At 69.2% G+C, this 23,174-nt stretch carries 17 protein-coding genes and 4 pseudogenes; 9 read left to right on the top strand and 12 right to left on the bottom strand.

Annotated features, from left to right (window positions below; genetic code table 11):
* Positions 1–19: 19 nt before the first annotated feature.
* The 3 genes and pseudogenes from IEZ17_RS16415 to IEZ17_RS42380 form a co-directional block, all read right to left on the bottom strand.
* Positions 20–2,695: a ligand-binding sensor domain-containing protein gene (locus tag IEZ17_RS16415; RefSeq protein WP_189300757.1), complete on the bottom strand. Its 2,676-nt coding sequence runs from the start codon at positions 2,693–2,695 to the stop codon at positions 20–22.
* A gap of 358 nt (positions 2,696–3,053) precedes the next feature.
* Positions 3,054–3,263 (bottom strand): hypothetical protein, encoded by a 210-nt coding sequence (locus tag IEZ17_RS42385; RefSeq protein WP_229852324.1) that lies wholly within the window; start codon positions 3,261–3,263, stop codon positions 3,054–3,056.
* Positions 3,264–3,373: 110 nt separating this feature from the next.
* A pseudogene (locus tag IEZ17_RS42380) lies at positions 3,374–3,610 on the bottom strand (beta-eliminating lyase-related protein); the annotation flags it as partial.
* Between IEZ17_RS42380 and IEZ17_RS16405 the strand changes: the two are divergent.
* Both IEZ17_RS16405 and IEZ17_RS16400 read left to right on the top strand, forming a co-directional pair.
* A complete protein-coding gene (locus IEZ17_RS16405) occupies positions 3,552–3,785 on the top strand; it encodes a hypothetical protein (protein ID WP_189300897.1) in 234 nt (77 codons plus the stop codon). The pseudogene IEZ17_RS42380 and the gene IEZ17_RS16405 overlap by 59 nt on opposite strands.
* Before the next feature lie 171 nt (positions 3,786–3,956).
* A complete protein-coding gene (locus IEZ17_RS16400) occupies positions 3,957–4,703 on the top strand; it encodes a Rok-like winged helix domain-containing protein (protein WP_229852308.1) in 747 nt (248 codons plus the stop codon).
* Positions 4,704–5,795: 1,092 nt separating this feature from the next.
* Here the strand turns inward: IEZ17_RS16400 and IEZ17_RS16395 are convergent.
* From IEZ17_RS16395 to IEZ17_RS16380, 4 genes are all read right to left on the bottom strand, one after another.
* Positions 5,796–7,433 (bottom strand): APC family permease, encoded by a 1,638-nt coding sequence (locus IEZ17_RS16395; RefSeq protein ID WP_189300755.1) that lies wholly within the window; start codon positions 7,431–7,433, stop codon positions 5,796–5,798.
* Positions 7,434–8,243: 810 nt separating this feature from the next.
* Entirely contained in the window at positions 8,244–8,729 is a 486-nt protein-coding gene (locus tag IEZ17_RS16390; RefSeq protein ID WP_189300753.1) for a YfbM family protein, read from the bottom strand.
* A gap of 189 nt (positions 8,730–8,918) precedes the next feature.
* A complete protein-coding gene (locus IEZ17_RS16385; protein WP_189300751.1) occupies positions 8,919–9,320 on the bottom strand; it encodes an ACT domain-containing protein in 402 nt (133 codons plus the stop codon).
* Positions 9,321–9,898: 578 nt separating this feature from the next.
* Positions 9,899–10,909, bottom strand: coding sequence for a GNAT family N-acetyltransferase (locus IEZ17_RS16380; RefSeq protein ID WP_229852307.1), 1,011 nt, complete (start codon positions 10,907–10,909; stop codon positions 9,899–9,901).
* Between the two features lie 251 nt (positions 10,910–11,160).
* Between IEZ17_RS16380 and IEZ17_RS16375 the strand changes: the two genes are divergently transcribed.
* Positions 11,161–11,538: a 5-carboxymethyl-2-hydroxymuconate Delta-isomerase gene (locus IEZ17_RS16375; RefSeq protein ID WP_189300749.1), complete on the top strand. Its 378-nt coding sequence runs from the start codon at positions 11,161–11,163 to the stop codon at positions 11,536–11,538.
* Between the two features lie 155 nt (positions 11,539–11,693).
* Positions 11,694–11,975, top strand: coding sequence for an acylphosphatase (locus IEZ17_RS16370; RefSeq protein ID WP_189300747.1), 282 nt, complete (start codon positions 11,694–11,696; stop codon positions 11,973–11,975).
* Between the two features lie 73 nt (positions 11,976–12,048).
* Here IEZ17_RS16370 and IEZ17_RS16365 read toward each other — a convergent pair whose 3' ends face one another.
* Together IEZ17_RS16365 and IEZ17_RS16360 are read right to left on the bottom strand one after the other, a co-directional pair.
* Positions 12,049–13,638: an adenosine deaminase family protein gene (locus IEZ17_RS16365; RefSeq protein ID WP_189300745.1), complete on the bottom strand. Its 1,590-nt coding sequence runs from the start codon at positions 13,636–13,638 to the stop codon at positions 12,049–12,051.
* Positions 13,639–13,989: 351 nt separating this feature from the next.
* Positions 13,990–14,922, bottom strand: coding sequence for a LysR family transcriptional regulator (locus tag IEZ17_RS16360; RefSeq protein ID WP_189300743.1), 933 nt, complete (start codon positions 14,920–14,922; stop codon positions 13,990–13,992).
* A gap of 134 nt (positions 14,923–15,056) precedes the next feature.
* On the opposite strand from IEZ17_RS16360, the gene IEZ17_RS16355 reads away from it, so the two are divergent.
* Positions 15,057–16,301 (top strand): MFS transporter, encoded by a 1,245-nt coding sequence (locus IEZ17_RS16355; RefSeq protein WP_189300741.1) that lies wholly within the window; start codon positions 15,057–15,059, stop codon positions 16,299–16,301.
* A gap of 231 nt (positions 16,302–16,532) precedes the next feature.
* On the opposite strand, the pseudogene IEZ17_RS16350 reads toward IEZ17_RS16355, so the two are convergent.
* A pseudogene (locus IEZ17_RS16350) lies at positions 16,533–16,823 on the bottom strand (PadR family transcriptional regulator); the annotation flags it as partial.
* Positions 16,824–17,381: 558 nt separating this feature from the next.
* On the opposite strand from IEZ17_RS16350, the gene IEZ17_RS16345 reads away from it, so the two are divergent.
* Together IEZ17_RS16345 and IEZ17_RS16340 are read left to right on the top strand one after the other, a co-directional pair.
* The gene (locus tag IEZ17_RS16345; protein ID WP_229852306.1) at positions 17,382–17,825 is read left to right on the top strand and encodes an FG-GAP repeat protein; all 444 of its coding nucleotides are present in this window, start codon (positions 17,382–17,384) and stop codon (positions 17,823–17,825) included.
* On the top strand, positions 17,822–19,162 hold the full coding sequence (locus tag IEZ17_RS16340) for a sensor histidine kinase (RefSeq protein ID WP_189300739.1): 1,341 nt from the start codon (positions 17,822–17,824) through the stop codon (positions 19,160–19,162). Before IEZ17_RS16345 ends, IEZ17_RS16340 begins: the two co-directional genes overlap by 4 nt.
* A 420-nt stretch (positions 19,163–19,582) precedes the next feature.
* On the opposite strand, the pseudogene IEZ17_RS16335 reads toward IEZ17_RS16340, so the two are convergent.
* Positions 19,583–19,690, bottom strand: a pseudogene (locus IEZ17_RS16335) (mycothiol transferase); the annotation flags it as partial.
* A gap of 84 nt (positions 19,691–19,774) precedes the next feature.
* Positions 19,775–20,749 (bottom strand): helix-turn-helix transcriptional regulator, encoded by a 975-nt coding sequence (locus IEZ17_RS16330; RefSeq protein WP_189300738.1) that lies wholly within the window; start codon positions 20,747–20,749, stop codon positions 19,775–19,777.
* 114 nt (positions 20,750–20,863) lie between these two features.
* Here IEZ17_RS16330 and IEZ17_RS16325 point away from each other — a divergent pair, with 114 nt between their 5' ends.
* The gene (locus IEZ17_RS16325) at positions 20,864–21,433 is read left to right on the top strand and encodes a DinB family protein (protein ID WP_189300736.1); all 570 of its coding nucleotides are present in this window, start codon (positions 20,864–20,866) and stop codon (positions 21,431–21,433) included.
* Between the two features lie 516 nt (positions 21,434–21,949).
* Positions 21,950–22,633, top strand: a pseudogene (locus IEZ17_RS16320) (SDR family oxidoreductase); the annotation flags it as partial.
* Positions 22,634–23,174: the final 541 nt, after the last annotated feature.

Genomic DNA, 23,174 nt, shown 5'->3' with positions numbered 1-23,174 from the left:
TGACGGGGATCCGTCGTGGTCAGTCGTTACGGGTGGCCTTGAGGTGCCGTACGTCGAGGGACCATATGCCGCGGCCGTGGGTGGCGGCGTACAGCTTGCCGTCCGGGCCGAGGCGCAGCTGCATCACGGCCGCGGTGGGGAGGTTGTGTCCTGCCACCTGCCACTTGGTGGCGCCGGCAGGCCGGTAGAAGGTGGCCAGGTCGGTGCCCAGGGCGAGGCCGCCGTTCGGGAGCAGCTTCACCGTGTTGGCGGGGACGTCGGGCAGGTTCGCCGAGATGTCCGTCCAGTCGGTGCCGCCGTTTTTCGACTCGAAGACATGGCCGACGCCCGCACCGGGTCCTTCGGTCCACTTGCGGGAGAAGCCGTTGACGGCCACGTGCACATGCTGGGCGTTGGCCGGGTCGACCTCGAAGCCGGAGAGGTAGCGGTTGGGGATGGTGCCGTCGGCCGGGAGGTTGAGCTGGTGCCAGCCGGTGCCGTCGGCGTTGCCGACCGCGATGCCCCGGCTGAAGCCCTTGCTGTCGCAGGGGCCGCACCAGCCGACGTACACGGTGCCGCCCGAGGACGCCACCGCGGTGGCCACATGGCCTTCGCCGAGGTCGTAGGCGCTCTTCCACTCCTTACCGGACCGGATCGCGAAGCCCTTGTTCTGCACCCACACATGACGGCCACCGGCCACCCAGGTGTTGCCGTCCTTGGTGTCGGCGGTGATCGGGGCGATGAAGCGGGCACCGGCGCCGCCCAGGTCCTTGTCCGGCGGGGCCACCTCGTACTCGGTGGCCTTGGACGGGTCCGTGTTCCACGAGCCGTCGTTGACACCGCAGTTCTGGGTGACCCACATGTCGAGGTAGACGTACTCTGCCGCGATGTTGCAGCCGTTGGCGGGGTCGGCGATGGTGTCGGCGCCGTCGCCGCCGAAGTTGGAACCCATGACCTTGTCCCGCCCGCGCAGGATCGACTGGCCGTTGTCCTGGAGGCCGCCGGTCACCGAAACTCCGCCGTGGGCGAGGTCCTTGCCGACGCCCACCGAGTAGTACTGGAGGGTGTCGAGGGTGCCGTCGTTGAGGGACTGCCAGTCCTTCGCGTGGCCGCCCGAGTCGACCGCGCCGTTGAACGGACGGCGGTAGATGCCGCCGTCGTTGCCGACGTACGCCCAGGTCTTGCCGTGGTAGCCGCCGATCGCGACCGCGTGCTGATCGGAGTGGGTGGTCGGCGAGCAGTCGCCGGTCTGCTTGGCCGGGTCGATGCTCCAGCAGGGAAAGGTGAAGTTCCAGTACGGGCCCGGCGTGGTCCAGCTCGTACCGCCGTTCTTGGTCTCGAAGACCTCTTCCAGGCCGAGGTACAGGTGGTCGGCGTTGGCCGGGTCGACCTGGAGGAACTGGTTGTACCAGGACTGGATGCCGGGCTGGTAGCCCGCGCTCTGCAGCGCGGACCCGGATGCCTTGAGCTTGGTGTAGTCGGCGATCTGCGTCCACGGCCCGAACGGCGAGCCGTTCTTCGACACGTACACGCCCTTGAGGCCGCTGTCCGGGTTGGCGGTGGTCTGCGCCGGCGACTGGTCGATGGCGTACAGCCGCGAGCCGTCGGCAGCGGTGGCGAACGTCATGTTGCCGACATCGGCACTGCCGGTGGGGAGGTCACCTAGCCCGCTGACCCGCTTCCAGCCGCCGTCCTGCTCGGCGTACAGACCGTTGTAGGTGTCACCACCACGCCAGCCGACGGCGAGCAGGACCTTGGACGGGTCCTTCGGGTCGATGGCGATGTCATTGGCGATGTTCTTGTACGGGGCGCTCGGGTCGGATGCCTTGGAACCGCCCGGCAGATAGTCCGGGTTGGGGGCGAACTCCAGCTTCCACGGGCCCGACAGGGTGGTGGTGGAGTGCGACCACACGCCGCGGCTCGTCGCCGCCCAGACCTTGTTGCCCACGAACCGCATCGCGTGGATGACGGTACTCTCCAGCTCGGCGCCGCCCACCCGGTTGCCGGGCGCGAACTGCCCGCGCCGCGGATCGCCCAGAACGTAGACGCCCGTACCGACGAAGGCGGTTGCCCCGGTGTTCGACTCGCCGGTGGCGTACCAGAGACGCTTCTTGCCGTCCAGGGCCAGGGTCCCCGTGGACAGCGAGGGGAGTTTGTCGGCGATCGGCTCCCAGCGCCCGCCGCCGGTCTTCGACCGGAAGACGCCGCCATTGGCGCCGCCTGCATACACATACCCCTGGTCGTCCGCGGCGATTCCGGTGATCCGGCCGGTCACCTTCCCGAAGCCGCCGCTGGAGTTGGAGTTCACGTCGCGGTAGCGAGGGTCGTCGGCGTTGTACGCCTTCTTGGTGACGTGATCCCAGTCGCCCCGTGTGTGCCGCATCGACTGGAGCTGCTGCCAGGCCGCCCCGTAGGCACCGGGCGCGACCACGCCGGGAGCCGTCCGCGCCTCGGTGAACTGTGCAGTGGCTTCGGCGGAGTTCTCCGCCTCATCGGAGTCGCCGTCCCGGCTGCCGGGGGTGGCGACAGCGGCCTGTCCCTGGCCGGCGTGCACTGCCTTGATGTGCCGGCGCCCCATGTCGGCCTGGTGGCGCGCGTTCCAGGGCCGGGGTCTGGACTCACCTGACGCCGCGAACGACTGGGTACCAGCCAGCCCGAACGCGGTGGCTACGACGGCGCAGGTGATGAACCGTCGACGATGCCGTTGGGGCACCATGCCCTCTCCTCCCTGCGCCGAGTATGGGGGTGGCCCGACGCGGAGGAGATCTTGGCGTGTCCGTGACAGCGCTGCGAAGGGGGCGGCAGGAAAAATGGTGGGGAGTTTACGTTAGCGGCCCGCATGGACCTAACTTCCCCCAACTTCCTCTAACTTCCCCTTAACAACTGCTATTTGAAGTTGACGACGTGATGGCGGGGATCAGCGGGAACGGCTGTCGGCAACCCGCGCGAGTCCGGCACAGCGGCACCGGCGAGCAGGACGGCGACGCGGGTGGAACTCCGGTCCCGCTGTCGACTCGCATGTTCCACCGTCCCCTCACGCATCGCTCACGCACGTGCCCGACATCTCTCTGTCGTCAGGCTCCGGCTCCGGCTGCCTCAGACGGCTCGTGGAGGTATGTGGTGCGGTCCGAGGGGGAGTCGGGGGCGGTGGGGGTGAAGCCGGGCGGACGAGTTCGAGTCTCGGGATAGCGGTTGCTTCGGGTGGCGGGGTCGCGTCCGGCGCGGATGTTGGCGTAACTGTCCTTCTTCGCCGACATGGTGGCGCCGTCGGTACGTGCGCACATCTCTCGGAGGATGTCGGACACGCTGTGCCGGCGCCGTCCCGGTCGCGCTGCTGGATGAACCAGGCGTACTCCACGGTGCGGGCGGCATCCACGATGACGAGGATGCCGTGGCGGCGGGCGAGGTCATGGACCTGGGTGAGGTCGGCCAGGCTGATCGGCTGCCCGCCGGCCGTGTTGACGACGGCGGCCACGGAGACATACGGGATGCGGTCCGGCCCGATGTCGTGGATGAGGCGTTCCAGTTCGGCCAGGTCGGTGTCGCCTTGAAGGGGTTTCGCAGTACGCGTCGTGGGATTCGTCGATGATGACGTCGTGGAAGGTGCCGCCGTTGAGTTCCTGGTGGGCACGGGTGGTGGTGAAGTACATGGTGCCGGGGATGTGGCTGCCGGGGCGGATCAGGGTGCGGGAGAGGATGTGCTCCGCCGGCACCTGGCCCTTCGGCGCCCAGACCGGCTCGAACAGAACCTCGCGCCGTCGCAGCAGGTGTGGCGATTACCGGTCACGTCGCCGCGTTCCTCCTGACGTCGTCAAGACCCCAACCACAACAGACCCACACGTGTTTGCCGCTCGCCAACCGTCTGCCTGAATGGCCGACAACCTGCGGGAACGCCACCCCGACCCCTTGGACAGGCAGTGCCACAGTGCAAACTTGACCTGCTGTGACCCGTGCCTTGCAGCCAAAGGGGCGGTACGGTGACTGGCGATCCCGCTTACTGCTGCGAAGTTAGGAACTGCATGACTGACTCACTTCTCCACCAGACCATCGAAAACCTCGAAAGCACACTGCCGGAACTCGAGGCACAGGAAAAGCTGTTGCGCGGCGAGCTCAACGACGTGGTCCAACGCGTCACCTCGGCGCGTCACGCCCTGGAGCACCTGCGGGTGCTGACTGGCGCCGCTGCTCCTGTTGAGCAGTCCGCGCCCCTCGCCACGGTCGGGGCGGATGTCGCTCCTCCGGCCCCGGCGTCGGTGGAACCGGCAGGTGACAGCGCCAGTCAGGACTCCCCCGAGGTCGATGCCGCTGCCGCTGCCGCTGCCGCTCCCGAGATGGTGGCGGAACCGGGGGGTGTGGCCGCAGCGGCCGTGCCGTCGCCGCGTACGGCAGCGTCGTCGAGCGCCAAGTCCCGTACGGCCAAGAAGCGCACTGCCAAGAAGGCCGCGGCGAAGAAGGCCGCTGCGCCGGCAAAGACGAAGAAGGCAGCTTCGAAGCAGGCCGCCCCCGCCGAGCCGGCCGCCAAGGGCACAGGAGGTCTCCTTGAGGCCGCCCTGAAGGTGCTCCAGAAGTCGAGCGTGCCGATGCGTGCTCGGGAGATCAATGAAGCCCTGGGGCGGGAGGAGACTCCCGGACAGATCGAGTCTGTTCGCAACACCCTCGATCGGGTGGCGAAGCAGCAGAAGCTGGTGACGCGTCCTGGGCGAGGCACGTACGCGGCGCTCTGACCCGCACAGCTGCGGTGCAGGTGGGGCCCATCCCATGGGGACGTGGCCCCGCCCCCGGCGGCAGTGCTCAGGCCGGAGCGGCTGGAGAAGACCAGGTGGTTCGTGCTGATCCGGCGCAACGGAACCCTCGACCGGTGTGCCGCTGCCAGGCAGTAGGGCGTTCGTCGATCGCGCGCTACGCATGCTCGTTGTGCGTCCGGCTCTTCAGGGCGATGCGGCCCGTCAGCGTGATGTCGTGCCGGGCTCGGTCATCTCCGGCAAAGCCGAGCCGACCGTGGTGGTACGGACAGACCTGCCGGACCTGGTCGCCGAACTCAACGGGCGTGGCACCGGCTCGCGGTCGGTCGGCAACGGGATCACGGACGAGAACGGCGTGTTCCCCATCGCCGTCCCAGGCAACCGGACGGGCTGCATACCCCAACGTTGGAGAGGATCTCCAAGACCGCGCGGCGAAGACCTGCCGTCTGGACCACGGCCTCGCCCGGCACCTGACCCACCACGGCACGCCGACATAGAGCGCATGTTCCAGCACCTTCAACCTCCCACCGACACCGCCGCGAGGCCATGGGCCGCCAGGCATGTCCGACGGGACCTGCCTGGGTCGCGAACCCTGGCAGACACCGCGGAGTCCCTGGACGCCGGCCGTGCTGTGGTGGGCCGCAGGGAGTTGCCCGTCCACTGCCCTGAGTTCGGGTCACGGAGCCTGCTACTCGGTGCGTCGGGATCGGGCGGGCGTCGTCGTCAGCGTGTTCGCGGCTGCCGTCGCCGACGAAGAACAAGGCAGTGCCGACGACGCCGGGGGCTGCGTCGGCGCCTGGACAGGCGACCGCGCCAGGACCCTCCTCGGCTTCCCACAGCAGGCATCGATGTGCGTGGGAGTGCGCAGGAGAAGCTGAGGCGCGATGCGGTCCGGCTCCCTGCCTCCGGCGCGGCAGGCACGTCTCCTCAGAAAACGCCACGCGGGCCCCGTCTGGGAACGGGGCCCGCGTGTGTGGACCAGGGCGTCCGCGTCCGGCAGGCCGCCGTCGGCTGGGGGGAGCCGCGAACGGGTCGGCCGGACCGTGCCCCAGGGCGTGGTACGGGGTTGCGGGGTCAGTGACCGCCCTCGTCCACGACCGCTACCTCCTCGATGTTCTGCTCGATCGCCTCGACCGACATGGCGGTAGCACGGGCCCAGTAGTAGATCCCCAGCGAGAACACCGTGATGATCACCATGTCCCACCAGAGCGGGATGTGGCCCTTGCCGCCGAAGCCGCCCTGCCAGGAGATCAGGCCCAGACCGATCAGGTACACCGGAAGCCAGCGCGCGGCCTTCCAGTCCAGCCGCGGAGCGTTCGACAGCCCCTTCTTCGTCGCGTACACGGCGTAGCTGCCGAGCAGGACGTAGCCGATGATGATCGCCCAGCCGAGCCGCTCCAGGGTGTCCCAGCCGGCCCAGTAGATGATCAGGCTCGCGACGACGAAGGACAGCGGCGAGATGACGCTGCCGCCACGCAGTCGGTAGGGACGCTGGTGGTGCGGCAGACGGTCACGGAACACACCGAATGCCAGTGGCGCGCCCGCGTACATCAGCACACTCGCCGACGTGATGAAGGACACCAGCTGCTGCCAGCTCGGGAAGGGCAGGAAGCAGATCACGCCGGTCACGAAGGAGATGATCAGGCCGAACCACGGCACGCCGCGGGCATCGGTCTTCTCGAATACTCGCGGTGCATAGCCGTTCTTGCTCAGGCCGTAGGAGATGCGCGAGGTCGTGGTCGTGTAGATCAGGCCGGTGCCACCGGGGGAGATGATGGCGTCGGCGTACAGGACCCAGCCCAGCCAGCCCAGGCCCACCACGGTGGCCAGACCGGCCCACGGGCCGCTGATGCCGGCGTAGTTCAGCTTGGCCCAGCCGTGCGCGAAGGAGGCCAGCGGCAGGGCGCCGATGTAGACGACCTGGAGCAGGGTGTAGATCACCGCGCCGATCGCGACCGAGCCGATCGTGGCGCGCGGCAGGTCGCGCTTGGGGTTGCGGCTCTCGCCCGCGAGCTGGATGGCCTGCTCGAAGCCGAGCAGCGCGAAGATGATGCCGCTGGTGCTGATCGCACTGAGCACACCCTTGGCGCCGAACGGGGCGAAGCCGTGGGAGGTGAAGTTGTGCGGGTGGAAGTTGGTCGCCGCGATGACGAAGATCGCCCCGAGGGGTACGGCGATCTTCCACCAGGTCGCGGCGCTGTTGGTGTGCGTGAGCACCTTCACACCGAGGAAGTTCACAGCGACGAAGATCGCCATGAGAACGAGTGCGACAACGAAGCCGCTCGGCGTCAGGGTTCCGTTCGCGTGCTGGAGGCCCTGGGCCCATGACCAGTGGCCGGCGTAGCCGATCATGGCCTCGACCTCGATCGGGGCCACGGTCGCGGCCTGGAGCCAGGAGAACCAGCCGAAGGACATACCGGCCAGGCCACCGAAGGCGTAGTGCGGATACCGCGCCGTACCGCCGGCCACCGGGAAGAGGCCGCCGAGCTCGGCGTGCACCAGTGCCAGGAGGACAACTGCGACCGCACCGATGCCCCAGGAGATCATCGCGGCCGGACCCGCCACAACGACGGCCTTCTGGGCTCCGTACAGCCAGCCGGATCCAATGATCGAACCGACCGAGGCCCACATCAGGCCGATCAGCCCCACCTCCCGGCGGAGTGAGCTGGGGTCGCGTGCCTTCTGGGGAGCAAACTCGTCAACGCTTACCATGCGGCGCCTTTCAAAAAAGCACAGGGCTTGCCGGAAAAATCACCTCAGAGTAAAGAGCGCTTACGGATAGACAAAGAGTCCTTACCTGAATATTACTTTCTCCGAAAAATATATCCGCCGCCTGTGGCCGCCACTGCCGAGATACCCGGTGGGATGGATGGCGGGATAAATCGGCGGGTTCGGGGAGGCCGGCACAATATCGCCCTCGATTCTCCGAGCGGCTGCCAGCGCGACGGGGGGTGAGAATTGATCTTTCCAATCGAAGAACTCCGATTTAGCGCAGCTATCCGCCGCAATTACGGGCCCGATTGCCGAACTCATTCTCCGTCAAGTCGCCTGATACAGACGGCATTTGCGGTCGCCGCCCCCGGCCGGAAGCAGGCCGGCCCGGTGCGATGTGCACCTCGGCGCGTTCCGGAGCCGGCGGGCGCCCCATGTGGTCATAGGGCGCCGCGACAGCCCATCCCCCCATCGACAGCGTGACCTGGGCACATTCGTGGCCACGGCCCCGCTCCGTCCATGATTCACCGAGCCCGGCGGCGCTCACCTCGGGCTTCGTCCCGGCTCGCCAGGGCCTGTCCGATGGCGCGGAGCGATGCCCTGCCCGGATCGGACCGACGACTCTGGTGACCCACAGCCGGGCAGGTCGCGCCACGGCGGGCGGGGCACCGCTCGGCCGGGCCAGAGCCGGGCCGAGCGGGCCTTCCCTTGTTCCGGAGGAGACAGCGCGTGGAGTGGATGGCGCGCAGTTCGTTCCCGGCCTGCCAGAAGGGGGCGGACCTGCGGATCCGGTACGCGCAGACTCCGAGCCTAGAAGCTGAAGCTCATGAACGCCCCATATCCACCCTCGGCGGCCTCCGCGAAGAATGCGACAAGTTCCTCATAGGAGCGCTCCAGCCAGTCCAGCTCTCCCTCCGGGTCGAGCCGCCAGGTGTTGGGGTACACCTCCTCCTTCGTCATCTGTTCCGGGTCGTAGTGGGCCGCCAATTCCTCCCACGGAGTCGCCCGCAGCTGCCCTGCCACGCTCTCAATCTGCTCCACAGACCACCCGAAAAGGGTGCCGTCCTCCAAGATCGGGAACCCGTCCATCAGGAACTCGAGTTCCACATCCGTCTCGTCGAGAAGGAATTGCAGACCGGCCCACGCCTTACTCGGGCCACCGCGGGGGCGATCCGGCATCGAGTGGTCGTCGCTGTCGTACAGCTCGTAGATGTACTCATCGGCCCAACTCGGGTCGTTCTCCGCCCTGTCCAGCTCCTCCGTTGTCGCGCTGATGAACGCAATGCTCACGCTCATGGAAGCCAATCCCCCTAGATGTAGCGCTTGTTCGGCCCCTTGCTCGAACAGCGACGGCGAGTGTTCCACACGCCTCTGACAAGCGGGCTGCGGCCAGGGCCGAACGGCGCCGGGCAATGTCCGATGGGCATGGTCGACTCAGCTGCCAGAAACGGGCACGGCCACACTGCCGACATCAGGGGCACCGGTTCACCGGCCGCCGTCGGCCAGTTCCTCCAGTACGGCGAGCGCGCGGGCGGTGCTGTCGTGGGGAACGAACAGGTGGTCGTGGTGGAAGCCGGCGACCACATTGCAGCTGATCCCGGCCCGGGCCAACGCCGCGGCGACGGCCGCGGTGAGGCCGACGGCATCCAGGGCGGAGTGCACACGCAGTGTTACCCAGCCGGCGACATAGTCGTAGGCGAGACCTGCCCGGTCGGCGTCCTGCCTGGGCAGGACGAGCGTCAGTCCTTCTTCCTCGGCGACGGTGACGACGGGGCGGATGCCTGGCGGGACGGGACCACCGGGGGCGACGGTGAAAACGTACTCTCCAGGGTTCAACACGGGTCGCATGTCAGCGAGCAGCTTGCCCAGATCCTTCTCTGCGGGCATGTGGCTCTCCTTCAGTGTTCGGCGTCTCGGTGGCGACGGGCCGTCTACCGCACGAAGCGGCCTGCCTGTGAAGCGGTGGAGGTCAGGGCCCACAGGCAATCCCACGAGATCCATCCTGCGCGATCACCGCGAGGGTGGCGGCACCGGCCGGCCTCACCGATCCCATACTGGCCCGCACAGCCGAGCAGCCGTTCCCCTTGCCGCGCGACCCGCAGCACGGTGAGCGGCTCCCTCATCCACCGGAGGCAGTGCCCGCGCCGCAGTCGCCATGAGTCCTGGGGTGGGCGGACAGCCCCCCCGGCTCGCCAGGTGTCCTGTCCCGCCTTACGGCTGTCGTGGATCGGCAACTGCCTCCGCAGGAGCTCCAAACGTCGACTCACCGGACGCCAGAGCATCGATCACGGGACGCAAGCTCGACCTCGTAACGAGCGGTGGTCGCCCCCTCCCCACCCCCTCAGTCTCGGGGCAGCCTTCCGCGCAGGTCAGAGACGTTTCCCGCCGCTGCTTCGGCAACCGTCCGAACCGAATCACCATGAGCCGGCGTCGGCGACCTTGCGCAAGCGCGGCAGTTCGTCGGTCTACAGCTCCTTTCGGAACACCGTGGAGCTGCGGCCGATTTCCATGCCCACGTGCAGGTACAGGGCGAGCGCGTCGGTGTCGGAGTGGGTCCAGAGGGTGCAGGTTCGCCGGCCTTGCCGGTGGAAGGCGCGGAAGGCGTGGATCAGGAGCAGTCGGGCGACGCCTCGGTTGCGGTGGTCGCGGTGTACCGCGACCTGCTCGATGTAGCCTTCACCGGCTTCGGGGAGGTCCAACGACATCGCGGCACCGACCATGTGATCGCCGACGAACGCCAGTGCCGACATGGTCGGGGCGAACGCGGGTCGTTCGACGGTGTGCTGGGCCCATTCCTCGTACGACTTGCGCCGCGGCTGCCATTCGTCGAAGGCATCCTCGATGAGCACGTGTGCGTCGTGTTCGTCGCCCTGGCGGAACGGCCGAACCGTGATGCCCGTGGGTGGCTCGGGCGGCATCGGCTCGTCAGACATCACGAACTCCAGCAACCAGGACGTCACCAACCGCTCGTATCCGCGGGAGCACAGGAGTGCGCCGGCGTGCACATCGTCGTCCGGCACGGTCTGGACAATCCGCTCGTCACCCGCCTGCCGTGCCCGGCGCTCGGCCCACTCCAGCAGTGCGGCACCCAGGCCACGCCCTCGGTGCTCGGGATGGACGTCCACCTCCGAGCGCCGGTTCACCCAGGCCCAGGCGGCCACATGCCCCGCCTGGTCGTGGATCAGCACGGTGTCCGATTCCATGACCATGCCCGGTCTGCCGAGGTCGGCAGCGATGCCGCCGGGATCGGCGTGTACCCGTCCGTTCCGTTCACGCTCGCAGGCAGCGATCAAGCCATGGATCGCAGCGACATCGTCAGCGGTCGCGGGACGCCCCTCGTAACCCGGAGGAAGCAGTGGCATGAGATCTGGCATCAGGGCACTCCCGGGTTGGTGAACCTGCCACGGACTGGTGCGGCACCGCGACAGTGTTCCGTCGAGGCCCGGCAGGTTCAATGGACGCACTGCGTATGTCACCCAAGCAGGATGTACCCGAGCGGAACGGTTGCCGGGCCACGCTGTACACACGTTGTGCCGCGGGCCGAGGATGACCCCAATCACCAAGGATGGGCGGTTGGTTCCATCCCTTCAGTCCACTCAGTCCGTCCAGTCCGTTAGGGTTTTCCTTCACAACTGCCTGCGCCTACCTGCACCTGCTCGCAATCGACGGGAACGACCGGAAACGGTCCACATCTGCCTGTTGGTTCCACGCCCGGGAGGAGACCCCTATGCCGCACATCCTCGTCGACCACGACGCGACGCTGCGGGAGGTACTGGACCGCCGCCGCTTCGCCCACGAACTGCACGCGCTCGCCGCGAAAACGGTCGACGGTATAACTGTCGAGAGCTGCAAGACCCGCTTCCGCTGCGTCGACGACGTCGTCATCGCCCACGACGAACCCCAACAGGCCCTGATTCACGTGGACTTCGCGATCCTCCCGGGCCGCACCACGGAGACCAGAACGGCGCTGGGCCAGGCCGTCCTCGACTTGGTACGCAGCCACACGGCGGCGGCTACGGACCTCACGGTCCATGCCTCCGTCGAAGTCCGGGACCTCGATGCCGCCTACGCCAAACATGTGAAGCCGGTGACCACACAGGGGTGACGTTCCGTCACCGGCCGGCCCCCATTCCCCCGGGCCGCAGCCGCCGGGCCGGGCCGGCGGCGGCTACTGCGAATGCCTCGGCTCCTGAATGAGGCCAAGGCATGCCGGACGCAATCGTCGTTCCCTGGCCCGGCCCTTGATCTACAGTCCTGCCCATGGTGAGGAAGCACGTGATCGTGTCCGGACGGGTGCAGGGCGTCTTCTTCAGGGACACCTGCCGTCAGAACGCTCTTGAGTGCCGCGTCTCCGGGTGGGTGCGCAATCTGCCCGACGGGAACGTCGAGGCGGTCTTCGAGGGAGACGAGGACCGCGTCGCGCAGATGGTCGACTGGGCACACCAGGGGCCACCGGCCGCGGACGTGGAGAAGGTCGAGGTACGGGACGAGGAGCCGGAACGGCTGAGCGGCTTCGAGGTCCGGCCCACACCGCGCATGTGAGGGCGCACGGCCTCGGTGCCCTGTGTGCGAACGGGGCACCGAGGCCGGAGGGACCGCGGTCAGCGGTGGCAGGTCAGTGGCGGGTGGTGAACTTCCGCTCGAAGGAGGCGAAAGCGGTTTCCTGGCGCCATTCGACGGCTGCCTTGGCGCTGGACGCGAGCAGGTGGCGGCAGGCGGCGCCGGGGGTTCCCCTGCCGGGGAGCTGTCCGCGGCAGGCGGCGACCGGGTGGTAGCCGTAACGGGTCGGGGTGACCTGCCACAGGCTGCGGCCGGGCAGGAAGGAATACTGGAGCGAGGCGCGGGCCAGGTCCTTCAGTTCGCCGTAGCCGAGGTGGTACGTCGTGGACGCGTACTGGTACTCGTGGGAGATGCCTATGCGGGAGATGCCGGGGTCGTCGGTGGCCAGCACGATCGGCACCCCGTATGCGCGGTAGGTGGTGAAGGGGTGCTCGGCTCCCTTCACGCCGAGGATCTGGGCGTTGCTGGTGAACGGCACCTCGACGGCCACCTGTCGGTCGGCCATGGTGCGTGCCAACTGCCGCCAGTCGTCCTCGTGGACGAGGTCGACGCCGTGGCCGATACGTTCGGCCTGGGCGATGTCGACGGCCTCGTCGATGTGGAACTTCAGGTCTTCCGGCTTGGCCAGGCCCGGCCACAACTCGCCCGCGTGCAGGGTGATGTGGGCGCGCGGATACGTGCGGTGCAGGTAGGCGAGCATCCGCATCTGGAGGGTGTAGTCGCGCAGGGCGATTTCGCCGTCCTCGGGCTGGACCAGGTTGACCGCGGTGAACCGCCCGTCCCGCTCGGCCAGGCGCATGCCGAGTTCAATCTGTGTGAAGACCCGCTCTGGGCTGCTGCCGCGACTGACCTGGGAGTTCCAGCGCACGGTCAGGCGGCAGCCCGGGGCGGGGTGGGAGGTACCGCAGCGGGAAGCCGTACGGAACTCGGCGTCGGCCTCGTCGGCTTCCTTGCGGGCCGTGGCCACCAGGCGGTCCAGCTTGCCGTCGGCGACCAGAGCCCTGTGCATACGGTCGAAGTCGCCGTCCCAACGGGCCTGGTCGGCAACCTTCTTGGCCTCCTCGGAGGCAGGGGTGGTCAGCGTCTCCAGGTAGAACTGGTTCTGGCCGACGATGTCGTCGGCGACCTTCGACAGCAGCTTTCCGCGGTGGCGCCAGGTCACCTCACCGAACTTGCCGAAGGTGTCGAAGAAGTGGTCGTGGCCGGACTGTCCCTGCGGGAAGTCCGCCATGGACCAGGCGCGCACCAGTGCGTCGTGGAACGCCCGGTCGGTCCGGGCGTCCGCCGCCGGCCGCTTGCCCTGCCCGCAGCGCGGTGCGACCGCCGTCATCGTCTTTTCGTCGATGCACAGTCCGTCCTCGGCGGCGAGCGTGATCAGGTACTCGGTGGGGACGGCGCCGGAGAGGTGGTTGTGCAGATCACCGCCCTTCGGCAGGTGCAGGAAGAAGCTGCGCAGCCGCGCCGGGTCCTGGCGAACGGAATTCAGATAGGCGGCGGTGCGCGCTTCGGCCGCGGTCAGCAGACGTGCGGAACGCGGTGGTGGGACGGAGGAGTTGGCCGGCTGCGCGGCGGCGGGCAGCGCGGACGACAACGACAGCATGCTGAGGGTGGCCAGACCGACCCGGAAAGCCCGGCGACGGTTCATGGCACGAAGTTGATCATCATTCACCGTCGCATCGTTGCTGCTCGGCCGGGCCACCGGTAGGCACTTTTCGGCAGTTTCCCCGCACGAGAATCTGCACGGGTCCCAGCGGTTCTGACGTTCGCAGCGGTGGGCATCGGCCGGCGGACCCAGGGGATGTTCCGCCGATTCATCCGCGGCATCACCGCGGATCCGAGCATCCTCACCCGGCGCCGCCTCGACCTGGTCGCGGACCGCACCCGCCCAGCCCGGCCGACGGCATGCCCGGCGCAGGGCACGGACGAGGACGACGACGCCGGAAGCCGGACGCCCTCCCGGCTCAGGAGGGTGTCGGCGCTGGGTACGCGGTGGTCGTCACCGCTGTGCCCATGGCGGTGTCCAGGTCCCGGCCGCGGAATGGTCGCGCCGCCCGGAGCCGAGGTGGTCGCGGAGCGCGCCGAGTGCCGGGTGCGGGTTGTCGCGATGCCAGAGCAGTGAGTGCGGGTAGACCGGTGTCGGATCCTGCACGGCGATGCGCCGCAGGCCGTGGTCGGCGGGCCAGACGAAGTGTGTCTCCTCGCCGACGAAGGTCGCCAGTGACCGGGAGTCGGCGATGGTGTCCAACAGGGGCTCGATGCCGAAGTCGGGGCCGGTGATCTCGATGGTGAGCCCGAACGCGGCGGCGAGGGCATCGTAGTAGGCGCCCCACTCGGTTCCGGGAACGATGCCGGGCATCCAGATCCGGTGCCCGACCAGCTCGGCGGGCGTGACCGCACGGGCGGCGGCGAACTCGTGGGCCGGTCCGGTGAGGAGCTGGATGGGCTCGTCGAAGGCCCGGGCGACCCCGATGTCGTCGGGAAGCTGCCGGCCGGGCATGGTGACGGCGCGGAAGGACGCGTCGATCGTGCCGGACCGGATGGCGTTGATGGCCGCGTCGACGTCGAAGAGGGTCACGACTTCAAGCTCGACCTCGGGGTGCGCGCGGTGGAAGTCGCGCAGCGCGGCAGCCGGGGCGAGCCGCCGGCCGATCACGTCGACGCGCAGCGCACGGCGGCCGGGAGATACGGAGGCGGCTGCCCGCTCTGCGGCCCGTAGGAGGTCGCGGGCGTGGGGCAGGAACGCCTGTCCGTCGATGGTGAGCGTCGCGCCTCGCGCGGTGCGGGTGAACAGCCGCACACCGAGGGTCTTCTCCAGCGTGGCGATGCGTTTGGAGACGGCCTGCTGGGTGATCGACAGTTCGGCGGCGACGTCGTGGAACCGCCCCGCGTCCGCGGCGGCCACGAAGGTGCGCACAGCATCAAGATCCACGCCGGCGACGATACCTGCACAACCAATGGTTGTGATTTCCCGTCGGGTCGGTTGTTTGATCCGGGCGTCTGCCAGTCGCTTTGATACCGGTGGTCAGCGTGTGGTTGTTCAGACAGACGGGGGTGGCGTGAGGTATGACAGGTAGACGGGCGCTGGGGCGGCGGTTCGGGTGGTTGTGGGCGGCGTTTGCGGTCAGCTCCTACGGCACAGGGCTCGGGTTCGGTGCGTTTCCCTTGATCGCGGTCCTCGTGCTGCACTCCGGGCCGACTCAGGTGGCGGCGCTGGCCGCCACGGGGCGGGCAGTGGGAGCCATGCTCGCGGTGCCGCTCGGTCCGTGGGTGGAGTTCCGCCGTAAGCGGCCGGTGATGGTGGCGATGGACCTGATCCGGTTCGCGGCGTTGATGAGCGTCCCCGCCGCGTTCGCGCTCGGCTGGCTCAGCTTCGCCCAACTCCTCGTCGTCTCCGTCGTCGTCGCCGCGGCCGACATCGCCTTCAAGGCGGCCAGCGGTGCGTATCTCAAGTCGCTCGTGCCGCCGGAGGACCTGCTCGTCGCCAACGGCCGGTTCGAGTCCACGACGTGGACCACGACGGTGGTCGGACCACCGCTCGGCGGGGCCGCGGTCGGGCTGTTCGGCCCGGTGACGACCGTGGTGGCCGATGCGGTCAGCTACCTGCTCTCGGCGCTGGGCATCCGCGCCATCGGCGGGAGCGAGCCGCGCCCCGCACGGACCGGTGCACCGCGGCTCAAAGCAGGCGACCTGCTCGAAGGATGGCGCCACATCCTCACCCATCCCACACTGCGACCGCTGTTCCTCAACCAGATCGTGGTCAACGGCCTGATCATGGCCTCCGAGCCACTGCTCGCCGTACTGCTGCTGGGGCGCCTGGGGTTCGCGCCCTGGCAGTACGGTCTCGCGTTCGCGGCCCCCTGCGTCGGTGGTCTGGTCGGCTCACGCCTCGCGCCCCGACTCGTGACGCGGTACGGGCAGCGCACGGTGATGCTCACCGCCGGGGCGCTGCGTGCGTGCTGGCCTGTCGGATTGGCGTTCGTCCGGCCCGGTGTGCCCGGGATGGTACTCATCATCGCCGTCCAACTCGGCCTGGTGACCTGCATCGGAGTGTTCAACCCGGTGCTGGCCACCTACCGGCTCGCCCACACCAACACCGACCGGGTCACCCGCACCCTGTCCGCCTGGTCGGTCAGCACCAGCACCAGCATCGCGGCCTTGACCGCCGCGTGGGGTCTGCTCGCCACCGTCACCAGCCCCCGCACCGCGATCGCAGCCGCCGGGGTCCTCCTCCTTGCCACCCCGCTGCTGCTCCCGCGTCGCGAGAAGGCGCCCCGGAACACAAGGGAAGAGGCCGCGAGCCTCACATGACGGCCAGTTGTGGTCACGCGGCGGCCTCGATGCCGATACTCGGCGAGCCGGCCGCCGGCCGATCGCCGGCCCCACCGAGCCGGTGCCTCGGCGGACGATGCCAGCAGGCGGCTCCCCCGCAACGCTGTCGATCTCATGCGGGCCTACCGGCTTGCCACCCCGGCACGGTCTCACGGCAGGACCGAGCATCCGGACCGGAACGGACGACGGATCTGCTGACGTACCGCCAGGTCAGGACAGGACCTCCCGCAGCCAGGAACGCTCCGCGCGACTGGTGGCGCGGGCGATGGCGAGCATGCCGCGGCGATAGGGGCCGTTGTTCTCCTCGGCGCCCAGTGGACGGTCGCCGTCATAGAAGAAGCTCGCGGGTTGCTCCAGGAACTCCAGCCGCCGGCGCAGCACAGCGTGTTGCTCGACGGTGTCGGGAACCTGGGAGAGGAATGCCAGGACCGTGAAGTACCGGGTGCTGTCACTGATGTCCAGGCCGTCGGCATCCTGCGGACGACGCAGCAGCTCGCAGCGATCGACACGCACACAGGCACACGCGGGCGTCGTCGCGGCGCGCACGTGGTGGCGATCGGTTCCGGACCGATCCGGGAGGTAGATCGGCCGGCCAGCTGCAACGCCTCCACACCGACGGCCTGCGGCTGCATCCGGGGCGCTGCTCTCTCCCGGTGCCGGCGGGCGGCTGTTCGGCGATGCACGGGATACGGTTGCGGAACCGTCCGACCGCCGCAAAGCGACGAGGAGAACATGATCGGTCGCTTCCGTTCTGGTCCTGCGCTCCGTGAGAGCAGGACCGTGCCTGTGGTCAGCAGCCCGCGCTCGTCCCGTGCCGTACGCGCGGCGGCGCTGACGACCGTGCTGGCGGGCGCAGCGGCGTTGGTGGGCGGGTGTGCGGCGGTGGGGATGCCCAAGCCCGCGGGGCGTGCCTCTCCCGTGTCCGGCCCGGTGCGGCTGTGGCCCGGGCGCCCGCCCGCGCCGCAGCCTTCGCCAGAAGCGGGAGCGGGAGTGGACGGCACGCCGTTGCCCTTGCCTGCGCTGCCCCGGGTGTCGTCCGGGGACATCCGGAAGGTGTCCGTGTCCTCCGTCATCCAGGCACAGCTGGATGCAGACGACCGTCGCCGGGCGCCGGCCTTCGACAAGAAGACCGAGAGCAGGATCCGTGCCTGCGCCGACCAGCCGAAGGCCTGTCCCGTGCGGGCTCCCGAGTACCAGGATCTGACCGGTGACGGCAAGGACGACCTGATCGTCGGTATCGAGGCCGAGGACCACACCGTGTCCATCTGGGTCTACAAACTCAAGGACGGCGTGGTGAACCGGATCCTGAACACCGCGGGGACTCCGCTGGCCGTGGACGTGACCGAGGGCAAGCTGATCATGCGTGAACCCACAGAGACTCCCGGGTACGAGATCCGCACCGTCTTCGGGTGGAACCCCCACAGCCAGGTCATGGAGATGCAGGCCACCGAGTACGACTGGCAACCCCCGTCCTCCACCGCCTCCCCGGGCCGTAAGCCATGAGCACGCCCCCGTCGCAGCCGCGGCTGCTGCCCGCCTGGACGGCGACGCTCTACTGGAAGTCCGCCGTCTTCATCACCCTCATGTGCTGCCTGCTCGCCGTGGTGCTCGGCATCCTGGTGCACGTCCTGGTCGGCAGGCAGACCCAGGATCGTGCGCGCAGTACGGCCCTGGCGGAGCTGGACCGCGCCGTGGCCGCATACCGCGCCGGAGAACCCCTCGGCCGCAACGCCTCGGTCGACCCGCCGGACCTGCCCGCTCCCCTGCGCGAGATGACCGTGAACCACGACGAGCGCGCGACCCAGCTCGCCGACCACGGAGGTCACCCGACGATGTGGGCCACCGCCCCCGTCACCGGCCGCAAGGCGCTGGCGGTACGCCTGGACTACAGCACCCAGGCAGCCGCACTCAGCGACCTGGACCAGGCCATCACCGGCTCCTCCGCCGCCGCTATCGGCATCACCCTTGGAGCCGGACTGATCTCGGTCTCCCGCATCACCCGCCGACTGCACCGCACCGCCCAGGTGGCCCGGCGCATCAGCACCGGCGATCTCGACGCCCGTGTGAACGACCCGCGCGCCCAGAACCCGGACCGCGCCAAGGACGAAGCCGCCGCGGTGGCCGCCGCACTCGACGCGATGGCCGCCAGCCTGCAAGCCAAACTCCACCGCGAGCAGCGCTTCACCGCCGACGTCTCCCACGAGCTGCGCACCCCGCTCGCCGGACTCCACGCCGCCGCCGAACTGCTGCCGGCGGGCCGCCCCACCGAGATGGTGCGCGACCGTGTCCAGACCCTGCGCCAGCTCACCGAGGATCTGCTGGAGATCTCCCGGCTCGACGCGCAGGCGGAGCGGGCCGACCTGGACGTGCACCGTCTGGGGCCACTTGCCGAGCGTGCGGTGCGGGCCACCGGAACGACAACTGAGGTCAGCGTCGTGCGGGACGTCTGTGTGGAGACCGACCGGCGCAGGCTGGAGCGCGTGCTGGGCAACCTTGTCGCCAATGCCCACAAACACGGACGCGAACCCGTGGCGGTCACCGTCGACGCCCACGTCATCACCGTGCGGGACCACGGTGACGGCTACCCCTCCTACCTCCTCGACCAGGGTCCGCAGCGGTTCCGCAGCCAATCCGGCGGTTCGGAAGCCGGCAAGCGGACGGGACACGGCCTGGGCCTGACGATCGCCACCGGACAGGCCCATGTCCTCGGCGCCACCCTCCGCTTCTCCAATGCCCCCGACGGCGGAGCCGTCGCCGAACTACGCCTCCCGCCGGGCCCGGCCGACCAGTCCGAGCCAACACCGTCCGGAACGAACGAGCACGGGTCAGAGCACGACTGACAGCCTCGCACTCCCTCCGCGCGGGCCCGGTCCATGAGGCAGGGGGTCGGTTCGGCCACGTTCAAGCTGCCGAAACTGCTTACGGGACCTTCACGCCGGCCTTCCCCAAGCCCGCGGCGCAGGCCGACGCCACTCCCAAGCTCGTCTACAAGCACGACGGCAGAACGGTGACGACGTTGGCCTTCGCCAAGGCCGGCTGACGCCAAGCTGACCGGTTCGGCGACAGAGCTTCCCCGTCCGGCATCGCCGGACGGGGAAGCCCACGCTGCCCTCCGTGCCTGATCGCGCTCCCACCGGTCCGCGATTGCTGCCCTTGAGAGTCCGGGCCGCAACCGCGGCAGTGCCGGCGTCCTCGCCCTCAGGTCCGGCCTGTCCGGACGGCGTCGGCTGCCGGTGCCGGTTCTCCGTATCGGGGGACTGCCGCCCCGTGCTGCCGTCGAACTGCTCGCGCAGAGTGTCGACGTGGCCGGCGTGCCTGGCGGTCTCCTCGATCCTGTGCACCAAGACCCAGCGCATCGACGGTGGCGGCGTTGAGACACTGCTCCCGCCGATTCCGTGCTGCGAGACGGCCGTTGGCATCGTTCGGTCCGCCGGCCGGCACGGAGCGCCGGACTATCCCCCGCCGCGGCGGCGCGAGGCACGATGGAAGCGGGTACCCCAGTCGTGGATCCGGTCGAGCAGTTCGGGCGGGTGCAGCACGTGGAAGTCTGCGCCGATCACGCCCATCGCCATGGCCGGCCAGTCCAGGGAGTCGGCGGTCATGCGCAACCGGCAGTGCTCGGCGTCGATCTCCTCGACCGTTCCCCACCGGCCGATCCGTTCACGCACCGTCGCGGCCGGGGCGTCGACCAGGACCTCCACGCGGTACGGGCGGGGCACATTGTTGAGGCGGGCGCGGACGAATTCGGCGGCGTCGGCAGCAGGCAGGTCACGAAGCCGGAAACGGGAGCCGCTGCTGTGGGGCGCGGTGAGCCGGTCGACCCGGAACGTACGCCAGTCGTGCCGGGCGAGGTCGTAGGCGACCAGGTACCAGCGCCGGCCGAGACAGACCAAGCGGTGAGGTTCGACGTGCCGGTCGGTGTTCCGGCCGTCGGCGGCGGTGTAGGAGAAGCGGAGCTGCTCGGTGTCCCGGCAGGCCAATGCGACCGCGGTGAGGACGGCCGGGTCGACGTCCGCCCCGGCCGACGTGCCCCAGTCGGCGGGGACGGTCATCGCGCCCAGGCTCTCCACCCGGCGCCGCAGCCGGGCAGGCATCACCTGCACCACCTTGGCCAGCACCCGGACCGAGGACTCGGCGATGCCCTCCACCGCGCCCTGGGCGGCGGTCTGCAACCCCACAGCCAGGGCAACCGCCTCCTCGTCGTCGATCACCAACGGCGGCAGCGCCGCGCCCGCAGCGAGCTGGTAGCCGCCATCGACGCCGCGCTGCGCCTCGACCGGATAGCCCAGTTCGCGCAGCCGGTCGACGTCCCGGCGCAGGGTGCGGACCGAGACCCCCAGCCGCTCGGCCAGCTCGGTGCCCGGCCAGTACCGGTGGGTCTGAAGCAGGGACAGCAGTTGCAGCGTCCGGGTGCTGGTGTTCGCCATGCCGCGATTCTCCCTCGAATTCAGGACAGAAACTGACCGCTATGGCTCCTAACGTGATCCCTGACCGACGGAACAAAGACGCCCACGCAACAGCATCAAGGGGAGACGGAGACCATGAGCGAGACCACCACCGGCAAGGAATCCACCCACCACGACGCGGCCGACGTCGCATCCGCCACCGGCGAGCACGCCGACCTGCTGGCGATGCTGGCCAACCACCGGCGCTTCCTGCGCTTCACCACCCGCGACCTCACCGACGACCAGGCCCGACAGCGGACCACCGCCAGCGAGCTGTGCCTGGGCGGTCTGATCAAGCACGTCGCCTCGGTCGAGCGGCACTGGGCGGACTTCATCGTGCAAGGCCCGTCCGCGATGGGCGACTTCACCGCCATGACCGAGGCCGACTGGGCCCGGCGGGCCGACGAATTCCGGCTGCTGCCCACCGAGACGCTGGCCGGTGTGCTGGCCGACTACGCCGAAGTGGCGTGCCGGACCGATGAGTTGGTCGCCACCCTGCCCGATCTGAACGCCACCCAGCCGCTGCCGAAGGCCCCGTGGTTCGAATCCGGAGCGCGGTGGACGGCGCGCCGGGCGGTGATGCACATCATCGCCGAGACCGCGCAGCACGCCGGCCACGCCGACATCATCCGCGAGTCCCTGGACGGCGCCAAGACCATGGGCTGACTACCGTGCAGCGCAGGCTTGTTGCCCCCCGCCCCGTACGGCTGGCTCGTACGAGGAGGCGGGGGCGCCCCGCGATGCGGCACGGTGATGTCCGCTCACCACGGCGGCTGCCTCTACGAGGCACGGATCTTTGGTCATGGCGCAACGCTGGGAACACGAACAGACAGGGCAGTTGACGCCCCCTCGGGGAGGAGATCTGTTCGTCCTCCCCGCGGCGGTGGTGTGTCGCCGTAGCTCCCGCAAGGCGTGGGCGGTCACGTGCAGGTCATGCATGCCATGGACTCCCGATCCGGAGTCCGAGGGAAAGCCGTGGGAACTCGGTACAGGTGGCTTGAGAAGGCGACGATCGTGCCGCCGATCGGCTCGCGGCTCGCGGCTCGCGGCTCGCGCGAGCATTGACGGCATGGGTGTCGCGCAGCTCGTACATGGTCACGTCCACGGACTTGGTGGCCGAGCCGATGAGGTCGTGGACCGCGGTGTGGTCCTGGTGCAAAGTCCGCTCGAAACCCGCATGTTGTGCTTCGCGGGGCCCTAACGTGGCGGATCGTGAACATCCTGATCGTAGGCGGAAGCGGCTTTCTTGGCCGCGAGTTGGCTCAGCAGGCGTGGGCATCCGGGCACGCTGTGACGGCGACCTTCGCGACCCGGGCCGGCGACATCCCCGGCGTCCGCTGGCTGCCCCTGGACCTACGTAGCAGCGAGGAGATCGAACCGGCGCTCAGGGAGACCCAGCCGGACGTCGTCGTCAATGCGGCGTATCGCAAGGCCGATTGGGCAACCACGGCCGACGGCGCGGTCCGCCTGGCGATGGCCGCCATTCAGCACGGCTGCCGGCTGGTGCATGTGTCCAGTGACGCCATCTTCTCCGGCGCCGACGTGCACTACGACGAATCCGCCGTGCCGGATCCGATCACCCCATACGGGGCCGCGAAGGCGGCGGCCGAAACGGCGATCCGCCTGTTCGCCCCGGCCGCCGTCATCGCCCGCACCTCGCTGATCATCGGCGACGGCGGCTCCGCGCATGAGGCATTCATCCACGACCTGGCCACCGGGCGACGAGATGGCGTGCTGTTCACCGATGAGGTCCGGTGCCCTGTTCACGTCGCCGACCTCGCCGGGGCCGTTCTTGAGCTGACCACCTCCGGCCGGGCAGGCGTGTGCCACCTCGCGGGATCGGATGCCGTCAACCGTCATGAACTCGGTGTCCTGATCGCCGACCGCGAAGACTGGGACGCCTCCAAACTGACCGCCGGCAGCCGCGCCGACAGCGGTTCCCCGGGGCGCTGGACGTCCGCTTGGACAGCACTCGGACACAGCGCACCTTGCGTACCACACTGCGCGGCGCCCGCGAGTTCCTGCGCCATGAGCGCTGACTCGTGTCCCTTTCCGCGAAGACCTCGCGGTCAGGCGCGTCCACGTCCTGCGGGCCAACGCACATCGCATCGACGCCGATGCGGGCGATGGGTACGCAGGTCCCTACCCCGCCGACGTCGCGCGGTGGGTCACCGACGAGCTCGTCCGCACGTCGGCCCGGCGATCCGGCTGCTCCCTCGCCCAGGAACGGGGCCCCCGTCCGTCTCCCGCGGCAACGGGACGATGGGCACATGCGCGGGACCAGGGCAACGGCATCCCCGGTCGGTCCGCACCGCCGATCCCGGTCGTGCCAGGTCGCACCGCCTCCGTGCGTCCTTCCCGGTCGTCGACGGTCGCCCCTGCCACGCGCTCACGACTGGCAGCCGTC

Origin of the sequence: Streptomyces albospinus (assembly GCF_014648695.1) — a bacterium.
GTDB lineage: Bacteria > Actinomycetota > Actinomycetes > Streptomycetales > Streptomycetaceae > Streptomyces > Streptomyces albospinus.
The sequence above is the reverse complement of the archived record's forward strand: the minus strand, read 5'-3'. Positions and strand labels throughout refer to the sequence as shown.

Bases quoted from the DNA above. Each gene is read 5' to 3' on its own strand.
- IEZ17_RS16415 (WP_189300757.1), bottom strand. From the start codon at position 2,695: ATGGTGCCCCAACGGCATCGTCGACGGTTCATCACCTGCGCCGTCGTA.
- IEZ17_RS42385 (WP_229852324.1), bottom strand. From the start codon at position 3,263: ATGTGCGCACGTACCGACGGCGCCACCATGTCGGCGAAGAAGGACAGT.
- IEZ17_RS16395 (WP_189300755.1), bottom strand. From the start codon at position 7,433: ATGGTAAGCGTTGACGAGTTTGCTCCCCAGAAGGCACGCGACCCCAGC.
- IEZ17_RS16390 (WP_189300753.1), bottom strand. From the start codon at position 8,729: ATGAGCGTGAGCATTGCGTTCATCAGCGCGACAACGGAGGAGCTGGAC.
- IEZ17_RS16385 (WP_189300751.1), bottom strand. From the start codon at position 9,320: ATGCCCGCAGAGAAGGATCTGGGCAAGCTGCTCGCTGACATGCGACCC.
- IEZ17_RS16375 (WP_189300749.1), top strand. From the start codon at position 11,161: ATGCCGCACATCCTCGTCGACCACGACGCGACGCTGCGGGAGGTACTG.
- IEZ17_RS16370 (WP_189300747.1), top strand. From the start codon at position 11,694: ATGGTGAGGAAGCACGTGATCGTGTCCGGACGGGTGCAGGGCGTCTTC.
- IEZ17_RS16365 (WP_189300745.1), bottom strand. From the start codon at position 13,638: ATGAACCGTCGCCGGGCTTTCCGGGTCGGTCTGGCCACCCTCAGCATG.
- IEZ17_RS16355 (WP_189300741.1), top strand. From the start codon at position 15,057: ATGACAGGTAGACGGGCGCTGGGGCGGCGGTTCGGGTGGTTGTGGGCG.
- IEZ17_RS16340 (WP_189300739.1), top strand. From the start codon at position 17,822: ATGAGCACGCCCCCGTCGCAGCCGCGGCTGCTGCCCGCCTGGACGGCG.
- IEZ17_RS16330 (WP_189300738.1), bottom strand. From the start codon at position 20,749: ATGGCGAACACCAGCACCCGGACGCTGCAACTGCTGTCCCTGCTTCAG.
- IEZ17_RS16325 (WP_189300736.1), top strand. From the start codon at position 20,864: ATGAGCGAGACCACCACCGGCAAGGAATCCACCCACCACGACGCGGCC.